This window comes from Prevotella sp. AM23-5, assembly GCF_003473645.1.
GTDB lineage: Bacteria > Bacteroidota > Bacteroidia > Bacteroidales > Bacteroidaceae > Prevotella > Prevotella copri_A.
Window position 1 is genome coordinate 41,424 of record NZ_QUCG01000012.1, and the last position, 15,745, is coordinate 57,168.

General features: G+C 45.0%; 17 protein-coding genes and 5 tRNA genes. 4 read left to right on the forward strand and 18 right to left on the reverse strand.

All coding sequences use genetic code 11. The annotated features are described in order from the left end of the window. Positions 1-49 precede the first annotated feature (49 nt). The 16 genes from rplL to DW657_RS04860 all read right to left on the reverse strand — a co-directional run bounded on the left by rplL (position 50) and on the right by DW657_RS04860 (position 8,335). A complete protein-coding gene (gene rplL, locus DW657_RS04785; protein WP_089543935.1) occupies positions 50-427 on the reverse strand; it encodes a 50S ribosomal protein L7/L12 in 378 nt (125 codons plus the stop codon). Between the two features lie 55 nt (positions 428-482). Continuing rightward, on the reverse strand, positions 483-1,001 hold the full coding sequence (rplJ, locus tag DW657_RS04790; RefSeq protein WP_118311601.1) for a 50S ribosomal protein L10: 519 nt from the start codon (positions 999-1,001) through the stop codon (positions 483-485). An 18-nt stretch (positions 1,002-1,019) separates the two neighbouring features. Beyond that, the gene (gene rplA, locus DW657_RS04795; protein WP_118311602.1) at positions 1,020-1,712 is read right to left on the reverse strand and encodes a 50S ribosomal protein L1; all 693 of its coding nucleotides are present in this window, start codon (positions 1,710-1,712) and stop codon (positions 1,020-1,022) included. Between the two features lie 21 nt (positions 1,713-1,733). After that, positions 1,734-2,174 carry a 50S ribosomal protein L11 gene (rplK, locus tag DW657_RS04800; protein ID WP_118311603.1) on the reverse strand — a complete coding sequence of 147 codons (441 nt, stop codon included), beginning with the start codon at positions 2,172-2,174 and terminating at the stop codon, positions 1,734-1,736. A gap of 61 nt (positions 2,175-2,235) precedes the next feature. Continuing rightward, positions 2,236-2,778 carry a transcription termination/antitermination protein NusG gene (gene nusG / locus DW657_RS04805; protein WP_118311604.1) on the reverse strand — a complete coding sequence of 181 codons (543 nt, stop codon included), beginning with the start codon at positions 2,776-2,778 and terminating at the stop codon, positions 2,236-2,238. Positions 2,779-2,791: 13 nt separating this feature from the next. Further along, positions 2,792-2,980, reverse strand: a complete 189-nt coding sequence (gene secE, locus DW657_RS04810) for a preprotein translocase subunit SecE (protein ID WP_118311605.1) — start codon at positions 2,978-2,980, stop codon at positions 2,792-2,794. Positions 2,981-2,996: 16 nt separating this feature from the next. Beyond that, positions 2,997-3,069: transfer RNA gene (locus DW657_RS04815), tRNA-Trp, on the reverse strand. 62 nt (positions 3,070-3,131) lie between these two features. Further along, the gene (gene tuf, locus DW657_RS04820; RefSeq protein WP_118311606.1) at positions 3,132-4,328 is read right to left on the reverse strand and encodes an elongation factor Tu; all 1,197 of its coding nucleotides are present in this window, start codon (positions 4,326-4,328) and stop codon (positions 3,132-3,134) included. 89 nt (positions 4,329-4,417) lie between these two features. Next, a tRNA-Thr gene (locus tag DW657_RS04825) sits at positions 4,418-4,489 on the reverse strand. A gap of 12 nt (positions 4,490-4,501) precedes the next feature. Continuing rightward, positions 4,502-4,574: transfer RNA gene (locus DW657_RS04830), tRNA-Gly, on the reverse strand. Between the two features lie 13 nt (positions 4,575-4,587). Further along, positions 4,588-4,669 (reverse strand) — tRNA-Tyr (locus DW657_RS04835). A gap of 18 nt (positions 4,670-4,687) precedes the next feature. Then, positions 4,688-4,761 (reverse strand) — tRNA-Thr (locus DW657_RS04840). A 100-nt stretch (positions 4,762-4,861) separates the two neighbouring features. Continuing rightward, positions 4,862-5,161 carry a ribosome hibernation-promoting factor, HPF/YfiA family gene (hpf, locus tag DW657_RS04845; protein ID WP_089543942.1) on the reverse strand — a complete coding sequence of 100 codons (300 nt, stop codon included), beginning with the start codon at positions 5,159-5,161 and terminating at the stop codon, positions 4,862-4,864. 23 nt (positions 5,162-5,184) lie between these two features. Continuing rightward, positions 5,185-6,069, reverse strand: coding sequence for a tyrosine recombinase XerC (gene xerC, locus DW657_RS04850; protein WP_199658305.1), 885 nt, complete (start codon positions 6,067-6,069; stop codon positions 5,185-5,187). 148 nt (positions 6,070-6,217) lie between these two features. Then, positions 6,218-6,409: a 30S ribosomal protein S21 gene (gene rpsU / locus DW657_RS04855; RefSeq protein ID WP_006848852.1), complete on the reverse strand. Its 192-nt coding sequence runs from the start codon at positions 6,407-6,409 to the stop codon at positions 6,218-6,220. Positions 6,410-6,547: 138 nt separating this feature from the next. After that, a complete protein-coding gene (locus DW657_RS04860; RefSeq protein ID WP_118311607.1) occupies positions 6,548-8,335 on the reverse strand; it encodes an aminopeptidase P family protein in 1,788 nt (595 codons plus the stop codon). Positions 8,336-8,640: 305 nt separating this feature from the next. Between DW657_RS04860 and DW657_RS04865 the strand changes: the two genes are divergently transcribed. The 4 genes from DW657_RS04865 (at position 8,641) to DW657_RS04880 (ending at position 12,731) form a co-directional block, all read left to right on the forward strand. Continuing rightward, a complete protein-coding gene (locus tag DW657_RS04865) occupies positions 8,641-9,633 on the forward strand; it encodes a malate dehydrogenase (RefSeq protein ID WP_118311608.1) in 993 nt (330 codons plus the stop codon). Between the two features lie 222 nt (positions 9,634-9,855). Beyond that, a complete protein-coding gene (locus tag DW657_RS04870) occupies positions 9,856-10,710 on the forward strand; it encodes a DUF3737 family protein (protein WP_118311609.1) in 855 nt (284 codons plus the stop codon). Positions 10,711-10,950: 240 nt separating this feature from the next. Beyond that, positions 10,951-12,153, forward strand: coding sequence for a MalY/PatB family protein (locus DW657_RS04875; RefSeq protein ID WP_118311610.1), 1,203 nt, complete (start codon positions 10,951-10,953; stop codon positions 12,151-12,153). Positions 12,154-12,206: 53 nt separating this feature from the next. After that, complete coding sequence (locus tag DW657_RS04880; RefSeq protein WP_118311611.1) at positions 12,207-12,731, forward strand: nitroreductase; 525 nt, start codon at positions 12,207-12,209, stop codon at positions 12,729-12,731. A gap of 99 nt (positions 12,732-12,830) precedes the next feature. Here the strand turns inward: DW657_RS04880 and DW657_RS04885 are convergent, their stop codons facing one another. After that, positions 12,831-14,102, reverse strand: a complete 1,272-nt coding sequence (locus DW657_RS04885; RefSeq protein ID WP_118311624.1) for a 3-deoxy-D-manno-octulosonic acid transferase — start codon at positions 14,100-14,102, stop codon at positions 12,831-12,833. A 101-nt stretch (positions 14,103-14,203) separates the two neighbouring features. Further along, entirely contained in the window at positions 14,204-15,721 is a 1,518-nt protein-coding gene (gene gltX / locus DW657_RS04890) for a glutamate--tRNA ligase (protein ID WP_117662561.1), read from the reverse strand. Between the last annotated feature and the right edge of the window lie 24 nt (positions 15,722-15,745).

Consider the following 15,745-nt stretch of genomic DNA (forward strand, 5'->3'; position numbering starts at 1 on the left):
ACCTACTTGGAGAATCCTAACCATTATGTAAGAGATGTAATTAATCTAATTACTTGAGCTCTACCTTAGCACCAGCCTCTTCGATAGCCTTCTTAAGGTTCTCAGCCTCGTCCTTAGATACACCCTCCTTGATTGTAGAAGGAGCACCGTCTACGAGATCCTTAGCCTCTTTCAAACCGAGACCGCAAGCCTCCTTAACAGCCTTAACAACCTGGAGCTTAGCGCCACCAACCTCAGCGAGGACTACGTCGAATGAAGACTTCTCCTCAGCTGCAGCTGCACCACCAGCAGCAGGACCAGCAGCTACAGCTACAGCTGCAGCAGCAGGCTCAATACCATACTCGTCCTTGAGGACTGTTGCCAACTCATTAACTTCCTTAACAGTAAGATTTACTAACTCTTCTGCAATAGCTTTGATATCTGCCATTTTATTCTAAATTTTTATTTGTTTATACTATTAAATTTGATAACATTGTGATTGATTACTCAGGACGCTCGCCCAATGTCTTAAGCACACCGTGAATAGTGTTGCTTCCTGATTGAAGAGCAGAAATAACGTTCTTTGCTGGAGACTGGAGCAAAGCAACAATCTCTGCGATAACCTCGTTCTTGCTCTTGATTGCTGAAAGTTCTGCGAGCTTGTCTGCGCCAACATAGAAACCTTCCTCTGCATAAGCAGCCTTCAATGCTGGAACGCCGTCCTTCTCGTACTCCTTCAACAACTTAGCTGGTACATTAGCTACGTTAGTGAACATAACTGCTGTAGTACCCTTCAAGCTGCCATAAAGCTCAGAGAAATCGATGTCTGAAGCCTCAAATGCCTTGTGAAGCAAGGTATTCTTAACAACAACCATCTTAATCTCACTCTTGAAACACTTGCGACGAAGATTACTTGTCTTCTCTGCATCCAATCCTGTAACATCTACAAGATAGAAATGAGGGAACTCCTGAAGCTTCTGTCCAAGTTCGGTGATGATAGTATCTTTAACTTCTTTCTTCATTTTACAAAACTTTTAGAGTTATTCAACTGATTTAGGATCAATCTTGATACCCTTACTCATAGTGCTTGAAATAAAGATACTCTTGATATATGTACCTTTAGCAGCAGCAGGCTTCAACTTGATAACAGTATTGATGAACTCCTTAGCATTTCCGTAGATCTGCTCAGGTGTCATGCTAACCTTACCGATTGAAGTGTGGATAATACCAGCCTTATCAACCTTAAAGTCAATCTTACCTTGCTTAACTTCCTTAACTGCCTTAGCAACATCCATAGTTACAGTGCCACTCTTAGGGTTTGGCATCAATCCACGAGGACCGAGAACACGACCCAAAGGACCAATCTTACCCATGCAAGATGGCATTGTGATGATGACATCAATATCTGTCCAACCACCCTTAATCTTCTCAACATACTCGTCGAGACCTACGTAGTCAGCGCCTGCTTCCTTAGCAGCAGCTTCCTGATCAGGAGTACAGAGTGCGAGCACGCGAGTAACCTTACCGGTACCGTTTGGCAATGAAACAACGCCACGAACCATCTGGTTAGCCTTACGTGGGTCAACACCTAAGCGTACATCAATATCAAGAGAAGCATCAAACTTGGTAGTGGTAATCTCCTTTACCAACTCTGCAGCTTCCTTCAATGTGTACACCTTCCCTGCTTCAACCTTATCAGCTACTGATTTTTGATTTTTTGTCAGTTTACTCATTTTTCTAATTGAAGTTTTAAATTATTTACCAGGGAAGTCTCCCTTTACAGTAATACCCATACTTCTTGCAGTACCAGCGATGAGCTTCATAGCTGACTCTACAGTAAAGCAGTTCAAGTCCTTCATCTTGTCCTCAGCAATTACCTTTACCTGATCCCAAGTAAGGGTAGCTACCTTCTGACGGTTAGGCTGAGCAGAACCTGACTTGATCTTAGCAGCCTCTTTCAACTGTACTGCAGCAGGAGGAGTCTTGATTACGAAATCGAACGACTTGTCAGTGTAATATGTAATAACAACTGGCAATACCTTACCTGCCTTGTCCTGGGTACGGGCGTTGAACTCCTTGCAGAATCCCATGATATTAATACCTTTAGAACCCAGAGCAGGTCCTACTGGAGGTGAAGGATTTGCAGCGCCACCTTTAATCTGTAATTTGATTAATCCAGCAACTTCTTTAGCCATTTTTTTGTTAATATTTAAAATTGAAACTTATAAAAGGACTTCAAGTTCTCGTAACAGAACCCTATTCCTTTTCTACTTGCATAAAACCTAATTCCAATGGAGTTTTACGTCCAAAGATCTTAACCGTAACTTTCAGCTTGCGCTTCTCCAAGTTAACCTCTTCGACAACGCCGCTAAAGCCACTGAATGGACCTTCCATCACCTTAACAGTATCATTAACCAAGTATGGACAATCGAGATTCTCCTCAAACTCAGTCTCTTCTACCGTACCCAACATACGATTAATATCACGCTGTGGTACAGGAGTTGGTTCATCCAATCCTCCAAGGAAACCCAAAACATTTGGCATGAAGCGCAAAGTATGCGCCACATCACCCTTCAGTCTTGCCTCAACAAAAACGTATCCTGGAAGAGAGACCTTTTCTTTAACGACCCTCTTTCCATTACGTACAGATGCATGCTTCTCGAGTGGAATTAACACCTGAGAAACATTTGCTGCAAGTAAATCATTGTGCTTCATTTCAGCCTCGATGTATTCTTTCACCTTGGCTTCCTTGCCACTTGCGGCCTTGAGCACATACCATTTATTTCCTGTGTCTGCCATTTCCTTTAAAAAATTAACCTGGATAAACTACACCCATAAAGGCTTTGAATACAGAATCCATCGCGAACACAACTAATGCAATGATTAGGGAAGCAGATAATACAACCATTGCACTATGAGTTAGTTCGGCACGTGATGGCCAAGTAGTCTTATGCGCAAGTTCATCGTAACATGCCTTGCAATAACTTACTATTTTATTCATATTATCTTCTATTTAGCACGGGTTGAAGGGCTCGAACCCTCGACACCTGGTTTTGGAGACCAGTGCTCTACCAACTGAGCTAAACCCGTAAGTTGACTTCCGCCTCCGCAGAAGCGGAAGTCATTATATAGTAAATCTAGAAAATTCTAAATTACTTAATATCGTCGAGAATTGATGTAATCTGACCAGAACCTACTGTACGACCACCCTCACGGATAGCGAAACGAAGACCCTCGTTCAGAGCAACCTTGTAGATCAACTCTACCTCAATCTCTACGTTATCACCAGGCATTACCATCTCAACTCCCTCTGGAAGCTTGATCTCACCTGTACAGTCCATAGTACGGAGATAGAACTGAGGACGATACTTGTTACCGAATGGTGTATGACGACCACCCTCTTCCTTCTTCAATACGTAGATAGAAGCCTTGAAGTGATCGTGAGGAGTAATAGCACCTGGGTGTACAACTACCATACCACGCTTAACCTCTGCCTTATCGATACCACGGAGAAGCAAACCTACATTATCACCTGCCTCACCCTCAGCGAGTACCTTGCGGAACATCTCAACACCAGTGATGACAGACTTCTTATCCTCACCAAGACCGAGCAACTGAACCTCGTCACCTACCTTGCAACGACCAGTCTCGATACGACCAGTAGCAACAGTACCACGACCTGTGATTGAGAATACGTCCTCGATAGGCATCAAGAATGGCTTGTCAACCTCACGCTCAGGCTCCTGAATCCACTCGTCAACTACATCCATCAAGTTCTCTACAGACTTAACCCACTTCTCAACACCGTTCAAAGCACCGAGAGCAGAACCGCGTACGATTGGAGTATCCTCCTCATAACCGTACTGCTCGAGGATCTCATGAAGCTCCATCTCAACGAGCTCAAGCATCTCCTCATCGTCAACCATATCGCACTTATTCAAGAAAACAACCAAGCGAGGAACGTTTACCTGACGTGCAAGAAGTACGTGCTCACGTGTCTGTGGCATAGGACCATCAGTAGCAGCACAAACCAAGATAGCACCATCCATCTGAGCAGCACCAGTAACCATGTTCTTTACATAGTCAGCGTGTCCAGGACAGTCAACGTGTGCATAGTGACGCTTTGCTGTCTCATACTCGATGTGAGCAGAGTTGATAGTGATACCACGCTCTTTCTCCTCAGGAGCATTATCAATCTGATCGAATGACTTAACTGCCTCAGATGTACCGAGCTTCTCGTTCAATACCTTAGAGATAGCTGCAGTAAGAGTAGTCTTACCATGGTCAACATGACCAATTGTACCAATGTTTACATGCGGTTTGGTACGCACGAATTCTTCTTTAGCCATAGCTTTTTCTTTTTATTTATATAAATGAATAATCAATTAATTAATATATTGTCTCCACGTTTTCTACTTCTCACTTTCGCTTGAAGTAGAGCTGTAACTGAGAGTTGAACTCAGGACCTCTTCCTTACCAAGGAAGTGCTCTACCACTGAGCTATTACAGCATTTCAACATTGAGCGGAAAACGGGGCTCAAACCCGCGACCCCCAGCTTGGAAGGCTAGTGCTCTATCAACTGAGCTATTTCCGCTTATCAAAGAAAGTGGGTAGTGATGGATTCGAACCACCGAAGGCATAGCCAGCAGATTTACAGTCTGCCCCATTTGGCCACTCTGGTAACTACCCATGGTCTTTCTTTTTCTGAGCCTCTTGTCGGATTCGAACCAACGACCCCGAGATTACAAATCACGTGCTCTGGCCAACTGAGCTAAAGAGGCAATCTTTACAGCCGCAATGCGACTAAGTTTTCGACCTATCGGAAAACGGCTGCAAAGATACAACTATTTTTTCATTCCACCAAATTTTTCGGAATATTTTTTATCGATTTCTTGTTTTTTCTTTAAATTTGGTCAATTGAACCTTCATTGAGTCCACTGCTTGGTCAATTCCTTCCTCAAAAGTATCGCATGTCTTCTCAACGAACAATGTCGTTCCAGGGACAGCAACTTCAAGGTGAACTTCCTTATTAAGAGCGGTAGCAGGCTTAACGACCTTTAATTGCACCTCTACTTTCTGTATATCTTCATAAGTTTTCTCCAACTTGGCGACTTTCTTTTCGATAAACGCCTGTAACTTCTCGGTAGCGTCGAAATGAATCGACTGAATCTTAATTTCCATAGTGACCTCCAATTTTAAAAAGGTTACGCCCTAGGATGGGCAATATTATAAACTCGTTTTAATTGCTCGAACGTAGTATGCGTATAAATCTCGGTTGTCGAGAGATTCGCATGTCCAAGCAGCTTTTTCAAACTTTCAATTCCTACGTGATGATTCAGCATTGCCGTAGCAAATGAATGTCTCAACACATGAGGACTTTTTTTCTTCAACGAGCAAACCCTTGCGAGGTTCGTTCTCACGATATCCCTGACCTTTGCAGGCTGCATCCTTTCACCTTTATCAGAAAGGAAGAATGCCGGAGAAGAAGCTTCAACGCTTGCATCCCTCAACTTAAGATATTCGCGGAGCGTATTTTTAAGCTCGTCACCGAATGGCACTATTCTCTGTTTGTTTCCCTTACCCGTTATCTTGATCTCCGAATTCACGAAGCTGACATCACAGTCATCCAGATTCACGAGTTCCGACAGTCGCATCCCGGTTTCATAGAACGTTATAATTATGGTACGCGCACGTACATTATTATAATCATCGCCCCACACCTGCCTATCCAGGAGTTCATCCATCTCACTTTCCTTAACGAATTGTGGAAGAGGTTTCTCTTTTTTAGGCCCCTTGATGCTATATACGGGATCAGACTCAACATAATGTCTTGTCAAAGCAAACCGGTAGAAGGTTTTCAGAGCACTGAGCCGACGTTCGACCGTTGCAGCTGAGTTTCCCTTATCCATCATGCTTTCCATCCAATTCCGAACCATATCAGAATCGACGGTCTCCCAAGAGAACGAATCAGACAAGCCTTTAGCAAACTTCTCGAAGTGTATCAGATCATCCCGATAGCTTTCTACTGTCCGCGGCGACCTGTTCAGCTCACTGCATAAGTATTCCAAGAACTTGTCTATATTCAACATAACAGTTGTAGTTTTTGTTATTCGGCAACGAAATTACGAAAATATTTCGAAACCACCAAATATTTTGAGGATTTTTTACTTTTAATGCTCTCTTCTTGGACTTTTGCTTCCAATAAGAGAGCATTTTCATCCTCTACCGAGGATAATATTATTCCTCGTTAGCGCGCAACTGCTGTACGTAGATGGCGTGTTCCATCTTGAGACGCTTCAAAACAGATGGCTTGTCGTACTGCTGACGAGCACGCAACTCCTTAACAACACCTGTCTTTTCAAACTTTCTCTTAAACTTCTTGAGAGCTCTCTCGATGTTCTCACCGTCCTTAACTGGTACAATAATCATTTTTTTGCTTTTTAATTTATTATGTTAAACTTATGTTATTTCTAGCGAAATGGGCGTAATGCCACAAATTGCGGGTGCAAAATTACATCTTATTTTTCAGAAAACCAAGATTTTAGGCATTTTTTTGCTCTAAAACCTTTATTTTATGGCTTTTGTGGCATTTTTCAGCCATTTTTTCTCTTCTTCATCGAGATAAGGAGCCAATCTTGCATACACTTCTGCATGATAATCATTGAGCCATGCAATCTCTTCCGGCAAGAGCATCTCTACATCTATCGGAGTGGTGTCGATCGGACAGAGGGTAAGGGATTCTATCTGAAGGAACTTACCGAATTCTGTCTCCTTATAATCTTGAATCAGTATGGTATTCTCGATTCTCACGCCAAACTTTCCAGCAAGATAGAGTCCTGGCTCATCTGTCAGGGTCATTCCTGCACGAAGAGGTGCCGGCATATATTCCATACGAACCTGATGAGGTCCCTCATGCACATTCAGATAAGAACCTACACCATGTCCGGTACCGTGCAGGAAGTTTAGGCCTTCTCTCCACATGCATTCTCTGGCAAGCGCATCCAACTGAGTACCAGAAGCTCCATCCGGGAACTTTGCCAGCTCCAGCTGGATGTGTCCCTTGAGCACCAAGGTGTAGATATGCTTCATCTCGTCTGTTACTGGACCAAGAGCGATGGTACGGGTGATGTCTGTAGTTGCATCCTGATACTGGGCTCCGGAATCCAGCAGAAGAAGTCCTTCCGGCTTGAGCGGAATATCGGTCTCCGGAGATGCCTCGTAATGCACGATAGCTCCATGCTCCTGATAACCTGCTATTGTATCAAACGAGATGTCGCGGAACAAATCCTGCTCAGCACGCAATGCTGTCAACTTCTTATCGATGGAAATCTCGGTCTCACCTCCAGCTTCCACAGCAGGGAGCAGCCATTTCAGGAACTTGACCATTGCCACACCATCACGTACCATCGCTCGGCGATAGCCAGCAATTTCAGCTTCACTCTTTACTGCCTTCATAGCTGGGATTGGAGAGTTCTGGGAAATGATCTCCTGACATTTCACGGTTTTCCAAAGATGATAACTGGTTTCATTGCCATCCAGGAGAATATTATATTCTGCATACTGCTTCAATCCCTCTTCCACCTTATTATAATTATATACAGAGATACCAGCTTCCTGAAGATAAGCACGAATCTCACCTGTAAGCTTAGCCTCATCTACAAAAAGCGACACCTTATCAGATGCAATCAGGAGATAACTAACGAATACCGGATTGCAATGCACATCCGTACCACGCAAGTTCAAAGTCCAGGCAATATCATCGAGTGCAGACACCAGCATACCATCAGCATGAACACCTCGCAAAGCCTTTCTGACTCGAGCTATCTTAGAAACGGCTGTCTCACCGGCAAAATCCATAGGCTGAATCTCCACCAGATTTTCCGGAATAGCAGGACGATTTTTCCATATCTCCTTCAATGGATCAAAATTAGTGCGCAAGGTAATACCACCCTCCTTACGCAAATCAGAGATAAGTGCCGAGGTCATTGCGTATGAGTTGACCATACCATCCAGTCCGACCTCTGGAGATGCAACATCTGCCAATTCCTTTCCCAGCCATTCAGCAACAGTAGGAGTTCCAGGAATCTTGAGCTTCATTAACTGGAACTCTGTTCCACTCAACTGTTCTTCTGCCGCAAGGAAGTAGCGGGAGTCTGTCCACAAAGCAGCAGAGTTCATGGTTACCACAGCGGTACCAGCCGATCCGTTGAATCCGGAAATCCAAGCTCTGCCGAGCCAATGGTCTGCCACATACTCGCTCTGATGAGCATCCGTACTAGGGAAGATAAAGGCAGCCAGATGCTCACGCTTCATCACTTCCCTCAAGCTAGCTAATCTTAGATTGATTTCATTCATAATTGCCAAGTATTGATAATAACATATTCGATTTTCATGCCATTTACCGCCTCCAGAGCAGAGAAAATAACGGCATTTTGCTAATTAGAGATTACAAAGATACTAATTTTAAGAATTAATCACAAATTTAAGCGTAAAATAATGCACGATTTACATTACTTTTTATTAATTTTGCGGTCGGAAAGCTAAAAGTGCGAGATTTACGGTCTTTTTAACCGATAGCAATCCCAAAAAGCAAGGGCTGCGACCAGGTGCCGTCTACCCTAACAAGAAATTTATAAACACTTAAATAAAAAATTGTAGTTATGGAATTTTTAACAAATGACAAGCTCGTTATCGTCGGTGCAGGCGGTATGATTGGTTCTAACATGGTTCAGAGCGCTTTGATGCTCGGTCTTACTCCTAATATTTGTCTCTACGACATCTTCGAGCCAGGTGTTCACGGTGTATTCGATGAGATTCAGCAGTGCGCATTCCCTGGTGTTAACGTTACTTATACAGTAAATCCAGAGGAAGCTTTCACTGGCGCTAAGTACATCATCTCTTCTGGTGGTGCTCCTCGTAAGGAGGGTATGACTCGTGAGGACCTTCTCAAGGGTAACTGCAAGATCGCTGCTGAGTTCGGTGACAATATCAAGAAGTACTGCCCTGAGGTTGAGCACGTAGTTGTTATCTTCAACCCAGCTGACGTTACAGCTTTGACAGCTCTTATCCACTCTGGTTTGAAGCCAAATCAGTTGACTTCACTCGCAGCTCTCGACTCTACTCGTTTGCAGCAGGCTTTGGCTCTCGAGTTCGGTGTACAGCAGGATAAGGTTACTGGCGCTCACACTTATGGTGGTCACGGCGAGCAGATGGCAGTATTTGCTTCTCAGGTTAAGGTTGACGGCAAGCCATTGGCAGAGATGGGTCTTTCTGACGAGCGTTGGGAGGAGATCAAGCACCACACAGTACAGGGTGGTTCTAACATCATCAAGCTCCGTGGCCGTTCTTCATTCCAGAGCCCAGCTTACAACGCAGTTAAGATGATCGAGGCTGCTATGGGTGGTGAGAAGTTCACATTGCCAGCAGGTTGCTATGTAAACTGCGACAAGTGCGGTTTCAAGAACGTAATGATGGCTATGCCTACTACTATCGACAAGACTGGTGTTCACTTCACAGAGCCTACAGGTACAGAGGAAGAGCTCGCTAGCCTCGCTAAGTCTTACGAGCACCTTTGCAAGATGCGCGATGAGATCGTAGAGCTTGGCATCGTTCCTCCAGTAGCTGAGTGGAAAGAGATGAACCCTAACTTGTAATTCTCCACTTCGGATTTTTAGAAGTTAACTCGATAAGGGCTGAATCGTGAAAATGCTTCATGATTCAGCCTTTTTTGATTTCCATTTTTCCTGCCTTCAGCAACTTTATCCGCAAATACGCCATAAAGTTACACTTTTCAGTAAATCGGGTTATACGACTTTGGCATTATTTTTGTAATTTTGCAAACAGAAATAACAAATAAGAAAGGATAATAGAAAATTATGGAACAGATAAAGAACAAATCATTCGGAGGCGAGCGCCCTCTCTTTGGTGCTCACGACGTACGCCTGGAGGACATCACGATTACAGATGGCGAGTCGGGCATCAAGTGCTGCAAGAACATAGAATGCCACCATTCCAAGTTTTATGGCAAATACCCTTGGTGGCATGTGGATGGCTCCCTCATCACAGACTGCTACTTCGCCCCAGAGAGCCGTTCCGCCATCTGGTATAGTGATAATATGGTGATGAAAGACTGCACCATCGATGGTCCTAAGTTCTTCCGCGAAATGAAGAACCTGGAATTGGAGAATGTCAACATCACCGATGCAGACGAGACTTTCTGGAAGGTAGATGGTCTGAAACTGAAGAACGTAAAGCTCCACGACGGCACCTATCCATTCATGTTTTCCAAGAACATCTACATAGATGGATTGGAGAGCGATTCCAAATATGTATTCCAATACTGCAGAAATGTAGAGATTCACCATGCCAAGATAACTACCAAGGATAGTTTCTGGGAGTGCGAGAATGTGACGGTTTATGATTCAGAACTGAATGGCGAGTATCTTGCCTGGCACAGCAAGAACATCAAGTTCGTACGTTGCCACATCAGCGGCGAACAGCCACTCTGCTATATGGACCATGTCACCCTCGAAGACTGCACCTTCGATAAGGAATGCGACCGCGCCTTTGAGGATTGCACGAACATCAATGCACACATCAAGGGAAGCATCACCAATATCAAGAATCCTATTTCCGGAAGAATCGAGGCTGATGAAGTGGGAAGCGTAACCTATACAGAGTTTGCCAAGGCGCCTAAGGGAGCATGTGAAATCATCGACCATTCGAAATAGCAGAAGCATTCATTGCGATTCTGTATTCCCTTAAACAAAATAAGCATTGCCATTAAGGAGAATTGTTCTTAGTATTAAGAGAAATCTCCGTTCATAAACGTTGAACGGACATTCAAAAGCGTTGAACGTAAGTTCAGCAGTGTTGAACATACGTTCAACACTTATGAACGGAGATTTTGATTAAGGAAAAGGAGATTTATCCTACGAGCAATGAAGAAATAACATAGATAGAAAACAAAAATGAAATACAATTTTGATGAAATCATCGAACGTCGCGGTACCAATTCCTATAAATGGGATCTGGTAAAGGAAGACGGCGTTATTCCGATGTGGGTAGCAGACATGGATTTCCAGACCGCTCCCTGCATCATCGAAGCCCTGCAGAAGCGAGTAGCTCACGGCATCTTCGGCTACACCCTCGTACCGGATTCTTATTACGAGGCTATCATCAGCTGGTTCGCACGCCGCCACCAGTGGAACATCGAGAAAGACTGGATTCTCTATACATCGGGCGTAGTACCAGCCATCTCCAGCTGCCTGAAGGCTATCTGCATGCCAGGCGAAAAGGTTTTGGTGCAGACTCCTGTGTATAACTGCTTCTTCTCCTGTATCAAGAACAGCGGCTGCGAAGTGGAAGAAAATGAATTGAAGCGTGTGGGTAACTGTACCTACGAGATAGATTTTGAGGATTTCGAGCGAAAGTGTGCTGACGAGAAGACCACTGCCTTCATTCTCTGCAACCCTCACAACCCAGCCGGTAGAGTATGGAAGAAAGAGGAACTGGAACGAATGAACGACATCTGCCTCAAGCATAACGTGAAGATCATTGCCGATGAAATTCACTGCGAACTCATTATGCCTGGCTATCAATATACTCCGTTTGCAAGCATCAGCGAAGCGTGCCGTGACAACTGTGTGGTACTGAATTCTCCATCAAAGTCGTTCAATATTGCTGGACTTCAGATTGCCAACATCATCTGTCCGGATGCAGCATTGCGCCGCCGCATCAATCGTGCCATCAACATCAACGAGGTATGTGATGTCAATCCTTTCGGCGTCATCGCTCTCCAGGCTGCCTACAACGAGGGTGAGGAATGGCTCGATGAACTGAACCAATATCTCTACGAGAACTATCAGGCAGTAAAGGAATTCTTCAATACCGAATTGCCGCAGGTTCGCGTAACCCGTCTGGAAGGTACTTACCTTGTTTGGCTCGACATTCTGCCATTCGAATTATCTAGCGACGAGGCTTACGAAAAGCTGATGAATGACGGCAAGGTGTTCGTCAACAGCGGTACGATGTATGGCAGGAAGGCTGGTCAGGGCTACCTGCGCCTCAACATCGCCTGTCCTCGCAAAACCCTGATGCAGGGTTTGATTCGCATCGCGCGCGTTCTCAGCCAGTATATGGATGAAGAGGATTTGAGCGGATGCCCTGCATAAAAGAGCGAATAAAAAGAAAAGAATTCTAAATACAATGTTTAAAACAAGATAATATGGAAAATGAAGTTTTGAAAGCCATTAAGGAGAGAAGAAGCATTCGTCGCTTCAAGGCTGACCAGATTACCGACGAGGAGTTGAAGACAGTTTTGGAGGCTGGCACTTGGGCAGCTACCGGTCATGGCACACAGGAGCCATTCATCATAGCAGTTCAGAATCCTGAGGTTTGCGCCCAGCTTCGCAAGATGAACGCAGACATCATGGGTGTAGAGAGTGATCCATACTACGGAGCGCCAACCATCGTCATCGTCCTGGCTCCAGAAAGTAATGTGAACGGAGTAAAAGACGGCAGCCTCATCTTGGGCAATATGATGCTTGCAGCCCACTCCATCGGTCTTTCTTCCTGCTGGATCAACCGTGAAGATGGTATGTTCGCATCAGAAGAAGGCAAGAAATTGATGAAGGATTGGAATCTTCCAGAAGGTTTGATGGGAGTAGGAGCCTTGGCATTGGGTTATGCATCTGCACATCCTCATACCGTAAAGCCTCGCAAGGAGGATTACTACCGCATCATCAAATAGAAAAAGCATAATACAAGCATGGAATGAAACAAATAGAATTCTATGCCAAACATCAAAAAAGGTCTCATGATTTTCAAAAACCATGAGACCTTTTATATATTATAATGTAACCTTAGCCAAAACCTTGTCTGTGGCTCCCGAAAGGCTCGCTACGAAAGCACCAGCCTCATCGCCAGCCTGCTTCAGGAAAGCTTCGTCATTCATCAGCGACTTCATCAAGCCCTCGAAGTCCTCATAGGTATTGATTTCAAAACCACCACCCGACTTCAGCAAGCCCTGAGCTTCCTGGAACTTCTTATTGTTCGGACCGAAGATAACCGGCATATTCCATACAGCTGCTTCCAGCGTATTATGAATACCGACACCAAATCCGCCACCGACATAAGCCACATCTCCATAGTTGTACATACTGCTCAGCAAGCCGAAGCAATCAATAATCAGCACATCAGCCTTGGCTGCCTCCTCAGGAGTAGTCTGCGTATAGCGAACCACCTGCTTATCCTTTAAGAGAGAAAGAATCAGCTTCAGATGTTCCTCAGCAATCACATGAGGAGCAATCAGTAGTCGCCAATCCTTATGCTCATTGAAGAAACGGATAAAGATTTCCTCATCTGGAGGCCATGAACTACCAGCCACGAAGACCTTGTAGTCTGGATGAGATGGTTTCTCTGAAGACGCAGCAGAATCAGAACCAGCCACCCCACTTCTGAAAGCTTCGCAGATAGGCAAATGCTTTGCCGCCTCCTTGATCTGGAGAACACGGTCGAAACGGGTATCTCCTACCACATCCACATCCTTGATTCCGATGCTTTCCAGCAATCGCTTGCTTTCCTCATTCTGCACGAAGAAACGGGTAAAACACTTCAGTACATTGGCATAACTCCTGCCATACCACTTGAAGAATACCTGATCCTCGCGGAAGATACTGCTCACACTATAGGTAGGAATGTTGCGATGCTTCAGAATATGAAGGAAATTAGACCAGAACTCATACTTGATGAAGAAAGCCATCACAGGGCGTACCAGGCGAAGGAAACGGATAGCATTCAGACGTGTATCCACAGGCATATAGCAGATGATGTCGGCACCCTCATAGTTCTTGCGCACCTCATAACCCGAAGGAGAATAGAAGGTGAGCAAAATCTTATACTGAGGATAATCCTTACGAATACGCTCCATCAACGGACGTCCCTGCTCGAACTCACCGAGCGATGCTGCATGAAACCAGATGTACTTAGCGTTAGGATCCACCTTCTGCTTCAATATCTTGAAAGCCTCACGCTCACCACGCCACATCTTGCGTACCTTTTCATTAAACAGACTGGCGATGGCTATGCCCAATAGGACGAAATATATTACGATATTATAGATCATGATATTACTTTTATTGGTTAGTATCTATAAATACGTGAACTCTCTGAGAAACATTCAGCCCGACGGCAAAAGTTCCTCAGAGAGATGTTTATTGTGAATTAACCCAAAACTTCGATAGCCTTGCGAAGGCGACGCAAAGTCTCCTCCTTACCGAGGAAGGCAGAGATGTCGAACATACCTGGACCCTTGCCCTCTCCTACGAGAGTCAGGCGGAAGGCATTCATTACATCACCGAGCTTATAGCCCTTGTCCTCTACCCACTTCAACACGACAGGCTCCTGACCCTCGATTGAGAAGTCCTCGATGCCCTCGAGAACCTCAGCGAGTTCAGTCATCTGCTGAGCAGAATACTCCTTCCAGCGCTTCTTGGCAGTCTTGGCATCATACTCTGTAGGAGGAATAAAGAAGAATGAGCACAATGGCCACAACTCATAGACGAAGTTCACACGGTCCTTCATCATGTGTACCACCTGCTTTACTCTATCCAAAGTCTCCTCTACACCATTGTTAGCCACGATAGGCGCAAAGAGGTTGGCAATCTCATCATCACTCTTCATAAGGATGTACTCATGGTTGAACCAGATGCCCTTCTTGAAGTCGAACTTGGCACCAGCCTTGGAACAGCGGGAGATATCGAAAGCCTTCACCAACTCATCGAGAGAGAAGATTTCCTGCTCCGTACCAGGGTTCCAGCCGAGGAGCGCCAGGAAGTTGACTACAGCCTCTGGGAAGTAGCCACTCTCACGATAACCAGAAGAAACCTCACCGGTCTTAGGGTCGTGCCACTCCAATGGGAATACAGGGAAACCGAGGCGGTCACCATCGCGCTTGCTCAACTTACCCTTACCCTCTGGCTTGAGAAGCAAAGGAAGGTGTGCGAAGCGAGGCATTGTATCCTCCCAACCGAAAGCCTGATAAAGGAGAACGTGCAATGGGGCACTAGGCAACCACTCCTCACCACGAATCACGTGAGAGATTTCCATCAAGTGGTCGTCCACGATGTTTGCCAAGTGATAAGTTGGCAATTCATCAGCACTCTTATAGAGAACTTTGTCATCCAGGATATCACTCATCACCTTCACGTCGCCACGAATCATATCGTTGACATGAATCTCCTGTCCTGGTTCAATCTTGAAACGTACTGTATATTGCTTACCGTCTGCGATGAGCTGATCTACCTCCTCCTTGGAAAGGGTGAGAGAGTTGCGCATCTGCATACGGGTATGAGCATCGTACTGGAAATTCTGAATCTCAGCACGCTTAGCTTCCAGCTCCTCTGGAGTATCGAAAGCGATGTATGCCTTACCATTGTCCAAAAGCTGCTGTACATATTTCTTATAGATATCACGACGCTCGCTCTGACGATAAGGACCATGCTCGCCACCGAAGCTCACACCCTCATCAAACTGGATACCGAGCCACTTGAAAGATTCCAGGATATATTCCTCGGCTCCTGGTACGAAACGATGAGAGTCTGTATCCTCGATACGGAACACAAGCTCACCACCATGCTGGCGAGCAAACAAATAATTATAAAGGGCGGTACGGACACCACCAATGTGCAGTGCTCCCGTTGGACTTGGGGCAAAACGCACTCTTACTTTTCTATCTGCCATGTCTTATTTTATAGCTATTTTTGA

Coding starts and splice junctions, on each gene's coding strand:
- rplL (WP_089543935.1), bottom strand. CDS start 427: ATGGCAGATATCAAAGCTATTGCAGAAGAGTTAGTAAATCTTACTGTT.
- rplJ (WP_118311601.1), bottom strand. CDS start 1,001: ATGAAGAAAGAAGTTAAAGATACTATCATCACCGAACTTGGACAGAAG.
- rplA (WP_118311602.1), bottom strand. CDS start 1,712: ATGAGTAAACTGACAAAAAATCAAAAATCAGTAGCTGATAAGGTTGAA.
- rplK (WP_118311603.1), bottom strand. CDS start 2,174: ATGGCTAAAGAAGTTGCTGGATTAATCAAATTACAGATTAAAGGTGGC.
- nusG (WP_118311604.1), bottom strand. CDS start 2,778: ATGGCAGACACAGGAAATAAATGGTATGTGCTCAAGGCCGCAAGTGGC.
- secE (WP_118311605.1), bottom strand. CDS start 2,980: ATGAATAAAATAGTAAGTTATTGCAAGGCATGTTACGATGAACTTGCG.
- tuf (WP_118311606.1), bottom strand. CDS start 4,328: ATGGCTAAAGAAGAATTCGTGCGTACCAAACCGCATGTAAACATTGGT.
- hpf (WP_089543942.1), bottom strand. CDS start 5,161: ATGGAAATTAAGATTCAGTCGATTCATTTCGACGCTACCGAGAAGTTA.
- xerC (WP_199658305.1), bottom strand. CDS start 6,069: ATGTTGAATATAGACAAGTTCTTGGAATACTTATGCAGTGAGCTGAAC.
- rpsU (WP_006848852.1), bottom strand. CDS start 6,409: ATGATTATTGTACCAGTTAAGGACGGTGAGAACATCGAGAGAGCTCTC.
- DW657_RS04860 (WP_118311607.1), bottom strand. CDS start 8,335: ATGAATGAAATCAATCTAAGATTAGCTAGCTTGAGGGAAGTGATGAAG.
- DW657_RS04865 (WP_118311608.1), top strand. CDS start 8,641: ATGGAATTTTTAACAAATGACAAGCTCGTTATCGTCGGTGCAGGCGGT.
- DW657_RS04870 (WP_118311609.1), top strand. CDS start 9,856: ATGGAACAGATAAAGAACAAATCATTCGGAGGCGAGCGCCCTCTCTTT.
- DW657_RS04875 (WP_118311610.1), top strand. CDS start 10,951: ATGAAATACAATTTTGATGAAATCATCGAACGTCGCGGTACCAATTCC.
- DW657_RS04880 (WP_118311611.1), top strand. CDS start 12,207: ATGGAAAATGAAGTTTTGAAAGCCATTAAGGAGAGAAGAAGCATTCGT.
- gltX (WP_117662561.1), bottom strand. CDS start 15,721: ATGGCAGATAGAAAAGTAAGAGTGCGTTTTGCCCCAAGTCCAACGGGA.